This is a genomic window from Enterobacter sp. 5-4, assembly GCF_000612205.1.
Classification (GTDB): Bacteria; Pseudomonadota; Gammaproteobacteria; order Enterobacterales; family Enterobacteriaceae; genus Enterobacter; species Enterobacter roggenkampii.
The window spans coordinates 104,168-119,524 of sequence record NZ_JFHW01000006.1; the positions used below are offsets into that span (position 1 = coordinate 104,168).

14 protein-coding genes are annotated in these 15,357 nt (G+C 55.3%); 11 read left to right on the plus strand and 3 right to left on the minus strand.

Annotation, left to right across the window (positions count from 1 at the left end):
- Positions 1-119: 119 nt before the first annotated feature.
- The 3 genes from coaBC to slmA all read left to right on the plus strand — a co-directional run bounded on the left by coaBC (position 120) and on the right by slmA (position 2,484).
- On the plus strand, positions 120-1,331 hold the full coding sequence (gene coaBC, locus AA74_RS0101900; RefSeq protein WP_025910617.1) for a bifunctional phosphopantothenoylcysteine decarboxylase/phosphopantothenate--cysteine ligase CoaBC: 1,212 nt from the start codon (positions 120-122) through the stop codon (positions 1,329-1,331).
- Positions 1,309-1,767, plus strand: coding sequence for a dUTP diphosphatase (dut, locus tag AA74_RS0101905; RefSeq protein ID WP_008502691.1), 459 nt, complete (start codon positions 1,309-1,311; stop codon positions 1,765-1,767). Before coaBC ends, dut begins: the two co-directional genes overlap by 23 nt.
- A 120-nt stretch (positions 1,768-1,887) precedes the next feature.
- On the plus strand, positions 1,888-2,484 hold the full coding sequence (gene slmA, locus AA74_RS0101910; protein WP_008502690.1) for a nucleoid occlusion factor SlmA: 597 nt from the start codon (positions 1,888-1,890) through the stop codon (positions 2,482-2,484).
- Between the two features lie 82 nt (positions 2,485-2,566).
- Here the strand turns inward: slmA and pyrE are convergent, their stop codons facing one another.
- Positions 2,567-3,208, minus strand: a complete 642-nt coding sequence (gene pyrE / locus AA74_RS0101915; RefSeq protein ID WP_025910619.1) for an orotate phosphoribosyltransferase — start codon at positions 3,206-3,208, stop codon at positions 2,567-2,569.
- A 67-nt stretch (positions 3,209-3,275) separates the two neighbouring features.
- The gene (rph, locus tag AA74_RS0101920) at positions 3,276-3,992 is read right to left on the minus strand and encodes a ribonuclease PH (RefSeq protein ID WP_006812424.1); all 717 of its coding nucleotides are present in this window, start codon (positions 3,990-3,992) and stop codon (positions 3,276-3,278) included.
- A gap of 125 nt (positions 3,993-4,117) precedes the next feature.
- Between rph and AA74_RS0101925 the strand changes: the two genes are divergently transcribed.
- The 3 genes from AA74_RS0101925 (at position 4,118) to AA74_RS0101935 (ending at position 7,571) form a co-directional block, all read left to right on the plus strand.
- Positions 4,118-4,981, plus strand: a complete 864-nt coding sequence (locus AA74_RS0101925; protein WP_025910622.1) for a YicC/YloC family endoribonuclease — start codon at positions 4,118-4,120, stop codon at positions 4,979-4,981.
- A 206-nt stretch (positions 4,982-5,187) separates the two neighbouring features.
- Positions 5,188-5,805, plus strand: a complete 618-nt coding sequence (locus AA74_RS0101930; RefSeq protein ID WP_008502677.1) for a trimeric intracellular cation channel family protein — start codon at positions 5,188-5,190, stop codon at positions 5,803-5,805.
- 113 nt (positions 5,806-5,918) lie between these two features.
- Positions 5,919-7,571, plus strand: coding sequence for a phosphoethanolamine transferase (locus tag AA74_RS0101935; protein WP_008502676.1), 1,653 nt, complete (start codon positions 5,919-5,921; stop codon positions 7,569-7,571).
- On the opposite strand, the gene ligB is transcribed toward AA74_RS0101935, so the two are convergent.
- Complete coding sequence (gene ligB / locus AA74_RS0101940) at positions 7,568-9,238, minus strand: NAD-dependent DNA ligase LigB (RefSeq protein WP_025910625.1); 1,671 nt, start codon at positions 9,236-9,238, stop codon at positions 7,568-7,570. The two genes, AA74_RS0101935 and ligB, sit on opposite strands and share 4 nt — an antisense overlap.
- Before the next feature lie 251 nt (positions 9,239-9,489).
- Here ligB and gmk point away from each other — a divergent pair, with 251 nt between their 5' ends.
- From gmk to recG, 5 genes are read left to right on the plus strand one after another with little or no spacing between them, the layout of a single operon-like run.
- Positions 9,490-10,113: a guanylate kinase gene (gmk, locus tag AA74_RS0101945; RefSeq protein WP_008502674.1), complete on the plus strand. Its 624-nt coding sequence runs from the start codon at positions 9,490-9,492 to the stop codon at positions 10,111-10,113.
- A 54-nt stretch (positions 10,114-10,167) separates the two neighbouring features.
- Complete coding sequence (gene rpoZ, locus AA74_RS0101950) at positions 10,168-10,443, plus strand: DNA-directed RNA polymerase subunit omega (protein WP_000135058.1); 276 nt, start codon at positions 10,168-10,170, stop codon at positions 10,441-10,443.
- Positions 10,444-10,462: 19 nt separating this feature from the next.
- Positions 10,463-12,577 carry a bifunctional GTP diphosphokinase/guanosine-3',5'-bis pyrophosphate 3'-pyrophosphohydrolase gene (spoT, locus tag AA74_RS0101955; protein WP_008502673.1) on the plus strand — a complete coding sequence of 705 codons (2,115 nt, stop codon included), beginning with the start codon at positions 10,463-10,465 and terminating at the stop codon, positions 12,575-12,577.
- Between the two features lie 4 nt (positions 12,578-12,581).
- Positions 12,582-13,271, plus strand: a complete 690-nt coding sequence (gene trmH / locus AA74_RS0101960; RefSeq protein WP_025910628.1) for a tRNA (guanosine(18)-2'-O)-methyltransferase TrmH — start codon at positions 12,582-12,584, stop codon at positions 13,269-13,271.
- Between the two features lie 3 nt (positions 13,272-13,274).
- On the plus strand, positions 13,275-15,356 hold the full coding sequence (gene recG / locus AA74_RS0101965; protein WP_021242409.1) for an ATP-dependent DNA helicase RecG: 2,082 nt from the start codon (positions 13,275-13,277) through the stop codon (positions 15,354-15,356).
- Position 15,357: the final 1 nt, after the last annotated feature.

Sequence of the window (15,357 nt, forward strand, 5' to 3'; positions counted from 1 at the left end):
CGACCACGTTGCGTTCTTGCGTAGCGCCTCGCAAAGTGGTCGAAGGACAAAATCACCCCGTTTTGGGGATTGTGATAAAATGCCCGCTCTCTGGTGAACCCCAACAGGAAAGAATCATGATGAGCCTGGCCGGTAAAAAAATCGTTCTTGGCGTGAGCGGCGGTATTGCTGCCTACAAAGCGCCGGAGCTGGTGCGTCGTCTGCGCGAGCGCGGGGCAGATGTACGGGTCGCGATAACCGAAGGCGGTAAAGCCTTTATCACTCCTCTGAGCCTGCAGGCCGTTTCAGGATACCCGGTATCTGACAGCCTGCTCGATCCGGCCGCCGAAGCCGCGATGGGCCATATTGAGCTTGGGAAATGGGCAGACCTGGTTATCCTCGCGCCCGCCACGGCTGATTTAATCGCCCGGGTAGCGGCCGGTATGGCAAACGACCTGGTCTCCACCATTTGTCTGGCCACACCTGCGCCTGTTGCCGTCGTGCCTGCCATGAACCAGCAGATGTACCGTAACGCGGCTACGCAGCACAATCTTGAGACGCTGGCCTCACGCGGCCTGCTTATCTGGGGTCCGGACAGCGGCAGCCAGGCATGCGGCGATGTTGGCCCGGGCCGCATGCTTGATCCGCTGACGATTGTTGATATGGCCGCGGCCCACTTTTCGCCTGTCAACGATCTGCAACATCTCAACATCATGATAACCGCGGGCCCCACGCGCGAGCCGCTGGATCCGGTGCGCTACATTACCAACCATAGCTCCGGCAAAATGGGCTTTGCGATTGCCGCCGCCGCCGCGAAGCGTGGTGCGAACGTCACGCTGGTGAGCGGCCCGGTCTCTCTGCCTACCCCTGCGTGTGTGAAGCGAATTGACGTTACCACCGCGCTGGAGATGGAAGCCGCCGTGCAGGCACATGCGCAAAGCCAGCAGATTTTTATCGGCTGTGCGGCCGTGGCAGACTATCGTGCTGAGACGATCGCCGAGGCTAAAATTAAAAAGCAAGGCGATGAATTAACACTAAAAATGGTGAAAAACCCGGACATTGTTGCCGGTGTCGCCGCACTAAAAAGCCACCGTCCATACGTTGTTGGGTTTGCCGCAGAAACGAATAATGTGGAAGAATATGCCCGGCAAAAACGTACCCGCAAAAACCTCGATTTGATTTGCGCGAACGACGTATCGCTGGCCACACAAGGATTTAACAGCGACAGCAACGCACTGCACCTTTTCTGGCAGGATGGAGATAAAGTCTTACCGCTTGAGCGCAAGGAACTCCTGGGCCAACATTTACTCGACGAGATCGTTACCCGTTATGATGAAAAAAATCGACGTTAAGATTCTGGACCCGCGTGTTGGCGAGCAATTCCCGCTGCCAACCTATGCCACCTCCGGCTCTGCCGGTCTTGACCTGCGCGCCTGTCTCGATGACGCCGTAGAACTGGCTCCGGGTGCCACGACCCTGGTTCCGACTGGCCTGGCGATTCACATTGCTGACCCGTCGCTGGCAGCGGTTATCCTGCCGCGTTCTGGCCTGGGCCATAAGCACGGCGTTGTGCTGGGTAACCTGGTGGGCCTGATCGACTCCGACTATCAGGGTCAACTGATGGTCTCCGTCTGGAACCGTGGTCAGGACAGCTTCACCATTGAACCGGGCGAGCGTATCGCACAGATGGTCTTTGTACCGGTGGTACAGGCAGAATTTAACCTGGTGGCAGACTTTGACGCCACCGACCGTGGCGAAGGCGGCTTCGGCCATTCCGGGCGCAAATAACGGCCCGACAAACACGTATCTCACAGCGTCATAATGCAATAACAAACCGCAAACGTCCGTTTGCGGTCGCTGTGTGGATGCCAGCCTGGCAAGTGCTTATTTTCAGGGGTATTTTGTAACATGGCAGAAAAACAAACCGCGAAAAGGAATCGTCGCGAAGAAATACTTCAATCTCTGGCTCTGATGCTTGAATCCAGCGATGGCAGTCAACGCATCACCACCGCTAAACTGGCCGCCTCCGTAGGCGTGTCTGAGGCGGCGCTGTACCGTCATTTTCCGAGCAAGACCCGGATGTTCGACAGTCTGATCGAGTTTATTGAAGACAGCCTGATCACGCGCATCAACCTGATTCTGAAAGACGAAAAAGACACTACCGCGCGTCTGCGTCTGATAGTGCTGTTAATCCTGGGCTTCGGTGAACGCAATCCGGGCTTAACCCGTATCCTGACCGGCCACGCGCTGATGTTTGAGCAGGACAGACTCCAGGGCCGCATTAACCAGCTTTTCGAACGCATTGAAGCGCAGCTGCGCCAGGTTCTGCGCGAGAAGAAAATGCGTGAGGGTGAAGGATACAGCATTGATGAAACGCTGCTGGCGAGCCAGATTCTGGCGTTTTGTGAAGGGATGCTTTCCCGCTTCGTGCGCAGCGAGTTCAAATACCGCCCAACGGACGATTTTGACGCCCGCTGGCCGTTAGTGGCAGCACAATTACAGTAACGCGATCGCCGGATGGCGGCTTCGCCTTATCCGGCCTACGAACGGGTAGGCCCGGTAAGCACAACGCCACCGGGCAATGCAATTAAACCCCGAATTCTTCGCGATACGCTTTTACCGCTGCCAGATGGTCCGCCATCTCAGGCTTCTCTTCCAGATACGCAATCAGATCTTTCAGGGTGATTATTGACGTCACAGTGCAGTTGTAATCCCGCTCCACTTCCTGAATGGCGGAAATTTCTCCACGACCACGCTCCTGACGATCCAGCGAAATCAACACGCCAGCCAGCGTTGCACCGTTGGCCTGGATAATCTCCATTGATTCGCGGATCGCCGTGCCCGCGGTGATCACATCGTCCACCAGCATGACGCGGCCCTGCAGCGCGCTGCCGACCAGATTCCCGCCTTCACCGTGGGTTTTGGCTTCTTTGCGGTTAAAGCAGTACGGCACGTCGCGATCATGATGTTCCGCCAGCGCCACCGCGGTAGTGGTCGCAATCGGAATGCCTTTATAGGCCGGGCCAAATAGCAGGTCAAAATCAATCCCGGAATCCACCAGCGCTTCGGCATAGAAACGGCCTAACAGTGCCAGATCGCGCCCGGTATTAAACAGCCCGGCGTTGAAGAAATAAGGACTTTTACGCCCGGATTTCAGCGTAAATTCGCCAAACTTAAGTACCTGCTTGTTAAGCGCAAACTCAATAAACTGGCGCTGATACGATTTCATGGATTAGCTCCTTTGGTTTTTCTGTCTTACAGGCAAAAAAAAGGCGACTCATTGGTCGCCTTTAAAATCAATTTTCTAACGCCGCTTTCTGCGTCGTGACAATGGATTCGATTCCCCCTCGGGCCAACGCCAGCAGGGAGAGAAGCTCTTCGTGGGTGAACGGCTCGCCTTCTGCCGTGCCCTGCACCTCAATGATGCGACCGTCTTCGGTCATCACCACGTTCATGTCTGTCTCTGCAGCGGAATCTTCAACGTATTCCAGATCGCAAAGCGCTTCACCGTTAACGATGCCTACGGAGACCGCCGCAACCATGCCTTTCATTGGATTGGTTTTCAGCTTACCGGCTGCAACCAGCTTGTTCAGAGCATCTGCCAGCGCTACACAGGCGCCGGTAATAGAGGCCGTACGCGTGCCACCATCGGCCTGAATCACGTCGCAGTCCAGGGTAATCGTGAATTCGCCGAGGGTTTTCAGATCAACGGCGGCGCGCAGCGCACGCGCGATCAGACGCTGAATTTCCATGGTACGACCGCCCTGCTTACCCTTTGCCGCTTCACGAGCGTTACGGGTATGGGTCGCGCGCGGCAGCATGCCGTACTCGGCGGTGATCCAGCCCTGGCCCTGACCTTTCAGGAAGCGCGGAACGCCTTCTTCGATGGATGCGGTACACAGCACTTTGGTGTCACCAAACTCAACCAGCACGGAGCCTTCAGCGTGTTTTGTATAGTTACGGGTCAGGGTGACGGGACGCACCTGATTGGCGCTACGACCTGATGGACGCATGATGGATTCTCCGGCTTGAAACGAATGTGGCTGCGCATTATACGGATAAAGGACGCTTATTCCTATCCTGAGAAGCCCCCGAAAGCTATAATCCCCCCATCTCTCCTTTAAAAACGGGAATGTCTATGATCCGCAGTATGACCGCCTACGCCCGGCGTGAAATCAAGGGTAGCTGGGGTAGCGCTACATGGGAAATGCGCTCGGTAAACCAGCGTTACCTGGAAACGTATTTCCGTATACCGGAGCAGTTCCGCAGCCTTGAGCCTGTTGTTCGCGAGCGTATCCGTACGCGTCTGACGCGCGGTAAAGTGGAATGTAACCTGCGCTTTGAGCCTGATGCCAGCGCACAGGGCGAGCTGATCCTCAACGAAAAACTGGCAAAACAGCTCGTGAATGCGGCGAACTGGGTCAAAATGCAGAGCGATGAAGGCGAAATCAACCCGGTTGATATTCTGCGCTGGCCTGGCGTCATGGCCGCCGGTGAGCAGGATCTGGACACGATTGCCGCTGAAATTCTGGCCGCCCTCGACGGCACGCTGGATGACTTTATCGTTGCCCGCGAAACCGAAGGTCAGGCGCTGAAAGCGATGATTGAGCAGCGCCTTGAAGGCGTGAGTGCGGAAGTGGCTAAGGTTCGCACCCATATGCCGGAAGTGCTGCAGTGGCAGCGCGAGCGCCTGGTCGCCAAACTGGAAGAGGCAGAAGTTCAGCTGGAAAACACCCGTCTGGAACAAGAGCTGGTGCTGATGGCGCAACGTATTGATGTCGCTGAAGAGCTGGACCGTCTGGAAGCGCACGTTAAAGAGACCTACAACATTCTGAAGAAAAAGGAAGCGGTAGGCCGCCGTCTGGACTTTATGATGCAGGAGTTCAACCGCGAGTCGAACACTCTTGCGTCTAAGTCGATCAATGCAGAAGTGACGAATTCAGCGATTGAGTTGAAAGTGCTGATTGAGCAAATGCGCGAGCAGATCCAGAATATTGAGTAATGCCTTATCGGGTGGTGTCGACGGCACCACCCATTATTATTTCTAATCCACTCCGGCACCTGATTTTGCGCGTCACCGCCTTTCATCAAGCTTATTCAACATCATTTGATAAAAATTTATAGGGCAAACGCAGTCGCCTTAGAAAAACTCAATCGTGATCTTGCGCACAAATCGCTAACCTCCCCCGCGTTCACACCGGAGGAAATATGCTGCTTCACATCCTTTATCTCATTGGCATCACCGCAGAAGCCATGACCGGCGCACTTGCTGCCGGACGTCGCCGTATGGACACCTTCGGCGTGATCATTATTGCTACAGCGACCGCGCTGGGCGGCGGCTCGGTACGCGATATTCTGCTGGGACATTATCCGCTTGGCTGGGTCAAACATCCTGAGTACGTCATTATCGTGGCGACAGCTGCCGTGTTAACCACCATAGTGGCGCCCGTCATGCCCCATCTTCGCCGCCTGTTTTTAGTCCTTGACGCTTTAGGTCTGGTGGTTTTCTCGATTATCGGAGCGCAAATCGCGCTCGATATGGGGGAAGGACCTGTTATCGCTACCATTGCCGCCGTGGTCACGGGCGTATTCGGCGGTGTGCTGCGCGATATGTTCTGCAAGCGCATTCCACTGGTTTTCCAGAAAGAGCTTTACGCCGGAATATCCTTTGCGTCTGCCGTTCTGTATATTGCTTTACAACATTATGTTTCGAGCCATGATGTTGTGGTCATTGCCACGTTATTATTTGGCTTTACGGCTCGCTTGCTGGCACTGCGCTTAAAGCTGGGATTGCCTGTTTTTCATTACACGCAGGACACCCATTGAATTCTCAACAAAACCACAACAAAGTAGTAAAAAGCACTTTTTGTTATCTCATATAACCGGGCCAAACGCGATAAACTGTCGCATCTTTGTCCCCATAAACTTGCGTTAAAACAATGTCCTTTGCCAAAACGTCAGCCCTGATTATTAATAAAAAACTCAGCAGCCATTTTTTAATTTTGCTGCTCGTTTCCGTGCTGATTCAGTTATGGCCAGTATTTTTAACGCAACCTGCACGATTCGCAGTGCGCATTGCGATTTGTAATGCGCTTTTACTGGTTTGCGCCGCAGCAATCTTTCGCTCGCTTCCCGGCAAGATCCTCGCATTTTTTTTAACCGCCCTGCTCACGTTAAATTTTGCGATTGCTTACAGTACCTGGAGCGTCTACCAGAGCGAATTTAACACGGTATTCGCGATGAGTATTCTCGGCACTCACGTAGCCGAAGCGAAAAGCATGTCAGGTTTATACCTGCACTGTTTACCAGCCGCGTTTGCTTACTTTATTGTCACCTGGTTCGCAATCAAAGCAGCTAGCGAGCATGTTTCTTCCCGCGTCAAAACTATCGGCTTCGTTCTGCTTGCCGTTTATTTTGGCTGGTATTCGACGGCAAATTGGCTAAAAAAACGCCACGACCTTGAAGTTTATTATCCGCTAAGCTCCCGGATTTTAACCAATACGCCATTTTACACCGGCGCAGAGTTCATTATTGCCCATCGCGATAACGCGCTGGCGGAGAAAATTAGCCAGCACAGCGTCAATTATCCTGCGTTGCAGTATCATGAAACGGGCATCGAAAACTATGTTGTTATCGTGGGTGAATCCGCACGTCGCAGCAATATGAAGCTCTACGGTTTTCACCAGGATACCACGCCAGTGGAATCCTTGCTGGCGAAGGACTCCCTCATTTTTAGCAATGCTATTGCCCCGGCGTCAGCCACCGTGCTTTCCGTGCCGATGATATTAAGTAAAGCCGATCCAGACCACTTCACCACCGATAAGCTTGCTGACAATATCGTTAGCGTCGCTAAAAAAACGGGCTATCACACCGAATGGATTAGCGCCCAGGGTAATACAGGCAAGAGCAATAACTATATTGTGGCGATTGCTTCTATTAGCCATAAAGCCCAGTGGATTGACACCCGTTATGACACCGAACTTTTACCTGCCCTGGATGAGGCGCTTAAAGCACCCGGCAGGAAGTTAATTTTCCTGCATATCAACGGCAGTCATGAGATGGCCTGCGATCGGTATCCGCCATCCGCAAATATTCTGCATACCGGCAACAAGTATGAAGATTGCTACAATAATGCGATTCTGTTTACCGACTACTTCATTGGCGAAGTAGCTAAACGTCTGCAGGGCAGCGCATCCTCTCTGCTCTATTTTTCAGACCATGGGCTGGAAAAAAACCCGCAGCTGAACTCCATCTATATGCATGGCTCACGCAACCCAAGCAAAGAGGCTTACCAGGTCCCCCAGTTTATCTGGTATAGCCAGCAAGCCCTGAATGCTCAAAAAAGATCGGTGGGGTGGGTGCATGAAGCGTGGCCCACAGCAAGCAATTATGAGTTGATGTTGACGTGGCTTGGAATCACAACGGGTGTTGATCAATGCAGCTCGGTGCTTGCGGCGTGCTATCAGGCTCCCACACTTATCCCGGTAATTGATGGCGGCCGCCACATCTATGACTACGATCAGCTCCGCGAAACCTTCAGTTCGCCAGACAGACATACCCCCTGGCGCAAAGCTAAAGCAAGCTCGCTCTAAAATCCAGGCAGGCCCTGCTTGCCTAACCAGGATGCCAGCCCGGCAACGCCAGGATCGTGGATGAAGGCAACAATTTGTCGCGCCTTCCTCTCTCCCGTTCCCGGCAGGCTTTGCCAGTTCTTTACGTTATGTCCACTCAGCGTCTGCCACGTTACGTTCCCCATCGCCTTCAGCGAAGCCTGTGTCAGCGGAACACCCAATGCCATGAGCCAGCGAATAAATGGCTTCTCGCGCACCAGATTAAATCGATGCCAGAGCGCCAGCCCGCGCGCGGAGGAAAAGCCAGGCGTAGCCTGCATTTGCGCCTGCGTTAATAACAGCCACGAAAAGAGGTGTTCAAAATGATGTGCCTGCCAGAGGGTGCGCCAGCCTGACTCGCCTAATCCTTCAATATCAAGCACCTGCTTTGAGCTGAGCCAGGTCAGTCGGGCAAAGAACTGTTCCATACATTCCGGAGAAGCATAGAAACAGCTCAGCGCATGATAACGCGAGGCTGGAGGCTCGGGTTTATGTCTGTCCGTCCCGCGCCAGACCACCTTATCAAACCGGGGAATACCCTGCCCGGCCAGGCTGACCTGTATCTGATCCCCTGAGGCAATATCCAGCCTCTGCCAGCGCTCCACCGAGCCCAGACTCACCCGCCGTACCTGTTTATCGTCCAGTTGCACAGGTTCCAGTGCGGCTACAACGGACATTTTGCCCGTTCGCCCCACGGAAAAATGAATATCACTCACCTCGGTCACCTGGGCTGCAGGCGCATATTTCCACGCAACCAGCCAGTTGCCTTCGCCCGGTAACCAGCCTTCCCCTGCGGGCGCATCCTCCGAACGCACCACAATGCCATCCGTGGCAAAGGGTAATCCGGTTACGTGCCAGGCGGCGCGCTGTTTCTCGACGGCATCAACAGATTCGGCGGGTAGCGTATACCGTGCCGACAGCGTAAAACCGGCCTGAGACAGTTCAGCTAAAGATGTCTGCATATCTTTCGGCCCATCCGGCCAGGCCCAGATGAACACGCCGATCTTGCTCAAAACTGAGTTATCCTTTTGCCGCATCATCGCCCCCGCCACCTTTGCGCGAGCGTTCATCCCGCCCATCTGCCGCTGAATGTGATTGTCGCTTAGCCAGAAAAGCTCGCCCTGTAAGACGCTGTTCGCGAGCTTGCCGGTGAGCTTTTGCGGAATAGTCGGGATCAAACGCACCTTCCCGGTCCAGTCTTCCCCTTTCAGGCCATCACCACGACTGATGGCCTGGGTTAATGTTCCGTCACGATAGACCAGCGTTACCGCCACACCGTCAACTTTGGGCTGCATCCACAGATGCTGCCGCGCACGCATCCACTGTCTCAACTCCTCTTTGCTGGCCACTTTATGTACGCCCGTATGGGCAACAGGATGTTTTACGCTTCCCACCAGCGCAGGGAGTTTCTCCTCTGAAGGCTCACTGCCAAAACAGTGCTGCCACTGCATTAAGCGCCCGTTAAGCTGGTCGTAAACTTCGTCGTTGACCTCGCTCACGCCCTGCTTCCAGTAAGCGTCATCCCAGCGTTTGATTTGCGCGCTTAACGACGCCATCTCTTTCTCAGCTTTTGCCTGCGACCACACCGGGCACACCGCCGCGCCATAGCCACTCCACAAGAGCATTAACCCGCTTATCCATCGCCACATTGCTACTCCTCCTTTGTGTTGCAGGAGGTATATCCCGATGCCTGAAACAACGCTAACGGCAACGATTCACAATGCGAGACGCTATCCGGTATTTCTTTGGGTTGCTGAAAACCCCAGATAAAACCTGATAACGGCACGCAAAATTCAATAATCCAGGGGAAAAAGTGTGACAAAGGCTACGTCACACGGCAGTGACGTGTATAATAAGCCCGTATGTAGGACTTCTTCGTTAACACATACAAAAGACTCTCATGGCTCAAGGCACGCTGTATATTGTTTCTGCCCCTAGTGGCGCGGGTAAATCCAGCCTTATTCAGGCACTGTTAAAAACCCAACCGTTGTACGACACACAGGTTTCTGTTTCTCACACCACGCGTCAACCGCGTCCGGGTGAAGTGCACGGCGAACACTATTTCTTTGTGGATCACGACGAGTTCAGAGCGATGATCGGCAGAGACGCGTTTCTTGAACACGCGGAAGTATTCGGTAATTACTACGGTACCTCGCGTGAAACCATTGAGCAGGTTCTGGCCACGGGCGTGAATGTGTTCCTGGATATCGACTGGCAAGGTGCACAGCAAATTCGCAAGAAAATGCCTGACTCGCGCAGTATCTTTATTTTACCGCCATCGAAAGATGAGCTGGATCGCCGCCTGCGTGGCCGCGGTCAGGACAGCGAAGAAGTCATCGCAAAGCGTATGGAACAGGCTGTTGCAGAAATGAGCCATTACGCGGAATATGATTACCTTATTGTGAATGATGATTTTGATGCCGCACTGAGCGATCTCAAAACCATTCTTCGTGCAGAACGTCTGCGTATGAGCCGCCAGAAGCAGCGACATGACGCATTAATCACCAAACTGTTGGCAGACTGAACCCACTTTCAGTATCATGCCCAGTCATTTCTTCACCTGTGGAGCATTTTAAGTATGGCACGCGTAACTGTTCAGGACGCTGTAGAGAAAATTGGTAACCGTTTTGACCTGGTGCTGGTCGCCGCGCGTCGCGCTCGTCAGATGCAGGTAGGCGGTAAAGATCCGCTGGTACCGGAAGAAAACGATAAAACCACCGTTATTGCACTTCGCGAAATCGAAGAAGGTCTGATCAACAACCAGATCCTCGACGTGCGTGAGCGCCAGGAGCAGCAAGAGCAGGAAGCCGCAGAACTGCAGGCCGTAACCGCTATTGCTGAAGGTCGTCGTTAATTAAACCTGCGGGTCGCCCTTGTATCTGTTTGAAAGCCTGAATCAACTGATTCAAATCTACCTGCCTGAAGATCAGATTAAGCGTCTTCAGCAGGCGTATCTCGTTGCACGTGACGCTCACGAGGGCCAGACACGTTCAAGCGGTGAACCCTACATCACGCACCCGGTAGCGGTGGCCTGTATTCTGGCCGAGATGAAACTCGACTACGAAACGCTGATGGCCGCGCTGCTGCACGACGTGATTGAAGATACCCCTGCCACTTACCAGGACATGGAACAGCTGTTTGGCAAAAGCGTTGCCGAACTGGTGGAAGGGGTCTCTAAGCTTGATAAGCTGAATTTCCGCGACAAGAAAGAGGCGCAAGCCGAAAACTTCCGCAAGATGATTATGGCGATGGTGCAGGATATCCGCGTCATTCTCATCAAACTCGCTGACCGCACCCACAACATGCGCACGCTGGGCTCGCTTCGCCCGGATAAACGTCGCCGCATTGCCCGTGAAACCCTCGAAATCTACAGTCCGCTGGCGCACCGTTTAGGTATTCACCACATTAAAACCGAGCTGGAAGAGCTGGGTTTTGAAGCGTTGTACCCGAACCGCTATCGCGTGATTAAAGAGGTGGTGAAAGCCGCACGCGGCAACCGTAAGGAGATGATTCAAAAAATCCTCTCTGAAATCGAAGGGCGCTTGCAGGAAGCGGGAATTCCGTGCCGCGTCAGCGGTCGCGAGAAACACCTGTACTCCATCTACTGCAAAATGGTGCTCAAAGAGCAGCGTTTTCACTCGATCATGGATATCTACGCCTTCCGCGTGATTGTCCACGACTCGGACACCTGCTATCGCGTGCTGGGGCAGATGCACAGCCTCTACAAACCGCGTCCGGGGCGGATGAAAGATTACATCGCCATTCCAAAAGCGAACGGCTATCAATCTTTGCACACCTCGATGATCGGGCCGCACGGCGTGCCTGTTGAGGTGCAAATTCGCACCGAAGACATGGACCAGATGGCAGAGATGGGTGTTGCCGCGCACTGGGCCTATAAAGAGCACGGTGGCGAAAGCAGCACGACCGCACAAATCCGCGCCCAGCGCTGGATGCAGAGCCTGCTGGAACTTCAGCAGAGTGCGGGCAGCTCGTTTGAATTTATCGAGAGCGTGAAATCCGATCTCTTCCCGGATGAGATTTACGTTTTCACCCCCGAAGGTCGCATTGTCGAACTCCCTGCGGGTGCAACGCCGGTCGACTTCGCTTACGCCGTGCATACCGATATCGGCCATGCCTGCGTGGGCGCGCGCGTCGACAGACAACCTTACCCGCTGTCTCAGCCGCTCGCCAGCGGCCAGACGGTGGAAATTATTACCGCGCCGGGCGCACGTCCGAACGCGGCCTGGCTGAACTTTGTCGTGAGCTCCAAAGCGCGCGCTAAAATCCGCCAGCTGCTGAAAAACCTCAAGCGTGATGATTCCGTCAGCCTGGGGCGTCGTCTGCTCAACCACGCGTTGGGCGGCAGCCGTAAGCTGGCTGAGATCCCACCGGAGCATATCCAGCGCGAGCTCGACCGTATGAAGCTCACGTCTCTTGACGATCTGCTGGCGGAAATTGGTCTGGGCAACGCCATGAGCGTCGTGGTGGCGAAAAACCTGCAGCAGGGCGAAGCAATACCTTCTGCGCCTGGCGCATCCGGCCATGCTCATCTGCCAATCAAAGGCGCGGATGGGGTGCTGATCACCTTCGCAAAATGTTGCCGTCCAATTCCAGGCGACCCGATTATTGCGCACGTCAGCCCAGGTAAAGGGCTGGTTATCCACCACGAATCCTGTCGTAACATTCGCGGCTACCAGAAAGAAGCCGAGAAGTTTATGGCGGTCGAGTGGGATAAAGAGACGGCGCAGGAATTTATCACCGAGATTAAGGTGGATATGTTCAATCACCAGGGTGCCCTGGCGAACCTGACGGCAGCGATCAACACGGCCTCTTCCAATATTCAAAGCCTGAATACGGAAGAAAAAGATGGCCGCGTGTACAGCGCCTTTATTCGTCTGACCGCCCGCGACCGCGTGCATCTGGCGAATATCATGCGCAAGATCCGCGTCATGCCGGACGTGATTAAAGTCACCCGTAACCGAAACTAGTGGTATGAATTCACAACGTTACGCGCGGATATGCGAAATGCTCGCCAGGCGTCAGCCTGACCTGACGGTCTGCATGGAGCAGGTCCATAAACCGCATAACGTCTCTGCTATCGTCCGTACCGCCGATGCCGTCGGTGTGCATGAAGTGCACGCCGTCTGGCCGGGTCACCGGGTGCGCACCATGGTCTCGGCGGCGGCAGGCAGTAACAGCTGGGTTTCCGTCAAATCTCACCAGACAATTGGCGATGCCGTTTCGCACCTGAAAGGGCGCGGGATGCAGATCCTTGCCACTAACCTGTCCGCTAAAGCCGTGGATTTTCGCGAGATCGATTACACTCGCCCGACCTGCATTTTGATGGGTCAGGAGAAAACCGGGATCTCACAGGAAGCGCTGGATCTGGCGGATCGGGACATCATCATTCCGATGATCGGCATGGTCCAGTCTCTCAATGTCTCCGTGGCGTCCGCGCTCATTCTGTATGAAGCGCAGCGCCAGCGTCAGAACGCCGGCATGTACGAGCGTAGCAACAGCATGCTGCCGGAAGATGAACAGCAGCGCCTGCTGTTTGAAGGCGGTTATCCAGTGCTGGCTCGCGTTGCGAAGCAGAAAAAATTGCCTTACCCCCACGTCAACGCGCAGGGCGAAATTGAAGCCGATGCCGAGTGGTGGGCCACCATGCAGTACGCCGGGTAAGCGATGAAAGGCCGCCTGCTGGATGCTATCCCGCTCAACAGCCTGACGGGCGTGGGCGCGGCGCAAAGCAGTAAGTTGGCCAAAATTGGCCTGCACACCGTGCAGGATCTCCTGCTTCACCTCCCCCTGCGTTATGAAGACCGCACCCAGCTTTATAAGATTGGCGATCTCCTTCCCGCCATTTACGCCACCGTTGAAGGCGAAGTCCTGAACTGCAATATCACGTTCGGCGGACGCCGGATGATGACCTGTCAGATCAGTGACGGCACCGGCATTCTCACCATGAGATTTTTCAACTTCAGCGCGGCGATGAAAAACAGCCTGGCAACGGGCCGCAGGGTGCTGGCCTATGGCGAAGCCAAACGCGGAAAATATGGCGCAGAGATGATCCACCCGGAGTACCGCGTGCAGGGCGATCTCAGCACGCCGGAACTGCAGGAGACACTTACCCCGGTTTACCCGACGACCGAAGGCATCAAGCAGGCGACGCTACGTAAGCTCACCGATCAGGCGCTGGAGCTGCTGGACACCTGCGCCATTACCGAGCTGCTGCCACCCGAGCTGGCGCAGGGCATGATGAGCCTTCCCGAAGCGCTGCGTACCCTGCACCGTCCGCCGCCCACGCTGCAGCTCAGCGACTTAGAAAGCGGGAAACACCCCGCCCAACGGCGTCTTATCCTTGAGGAATTGCTGGCGCATAACCTGAGCATGCTGGCGCTTCGCGCTGGCGCGCAGCGTTTCCACGCTCAGCCGTTAAGCCAGAATGATGCGCTCAAAGATAAGCTGCTGGCCTCTCTGCCGTTTAAACCCACCGGTGCGCAGGCGCGCGTCACCGCCGAGATTGAACGCGATATGGCGCTCGACGTGCCGATGATGCGCCTGGTACAGGGCGATGTAGGCTCCGGTAAAACGCTGGTTGCCGCCCTTGCAGCCCTGCGCGCCATTGCCCACGGTAAACAGGTCGCGTTAATGGCGCCGACCGAGCTGCTGGCGGAACAACACGCCAACAATTTCCGCGCCTGGTTCGCGCCGCTGGGGATTGAAGTGGGCTGGCTGGCAGGAAAACAAAAGGGCAAAGCGCGCCTTGCGCAGCAGGAAGCCATCGCCAGCGGGCAGGTGCAGATGATTGTCGGCACGCACGCTATCTTCCAGGAGCAGGTGCAGTTCAACGGCCTTGCGCTGGTGATTATCGATGAACAGCACCGCTTCGGCGTGCATCAGCGTCTGGCGCTGTGGGAAAAGGGACTGCAGCAGGGCTTCCACCCGCATCAGCTGATTATGACCGCCACGCCGATCCCGCGCACGCTCGCGATGACGGCTTACGCCGATCTGGATACCTCCACCATCGACGAACTCCCCCCGGGCCGTACGCCGGTCACGACGGTTGCCATTCCTGACACGCGTCGCAGCGATATCATCGACCGCGTGCGCAACGCCTGCACCCACGAAGGGCGTCAGGCCTACTGGGTCTGTACCCTGATTGAAGAGTCGGAACTGCTGGAAGCGCAGGCTGCCGAAGCCACGTGGGAAGAGTTAAAGCTCGCCCTGCCGGAGCTGAACGTGGGTCTGGTTCACGGACGCATGAAGCCCGCTGAAAAGCAGGCGGTGATGCAGTCGTTCAAACAGGGCGAGCTGCATTTGCTGGTCGCGACCACGGTCATCGAAGTGGGCGTGGATGTGCCGAACTCCAGCCTGATGATTATCGAAAACCCGGAGCGCCTGGGCCTTGCCCAGCTCCACCAGCTTCGCGGGCGCGTCGGCCGTGGCGCGGTAGCGTCCCACTGCGTCCTGCTCTACAAAGCGCCGCTCTCGAAAACCGCCCAGATGCGTTTGCAGGTGCTGCGCGACAGCAACGACGGTTTTGTGATTGCGCAAAAAGACCTGGAGATCCGCGGCCCCGGTGAACTGCTGGGCACGCGTCAGACGGGAAATGCGGAATTCAAAGTCGCGGATTTGCTGCGCGATCAGGCCATGATCCCCGAGGTTCAGCGCCTCGCCCGCCACATTCATGAACGCTACCCCGAGCAGGCGGCAGCGTTAATTGAGCGCTGGATGCCGGAAACCGAACGCTATTCCAACGCCTGAT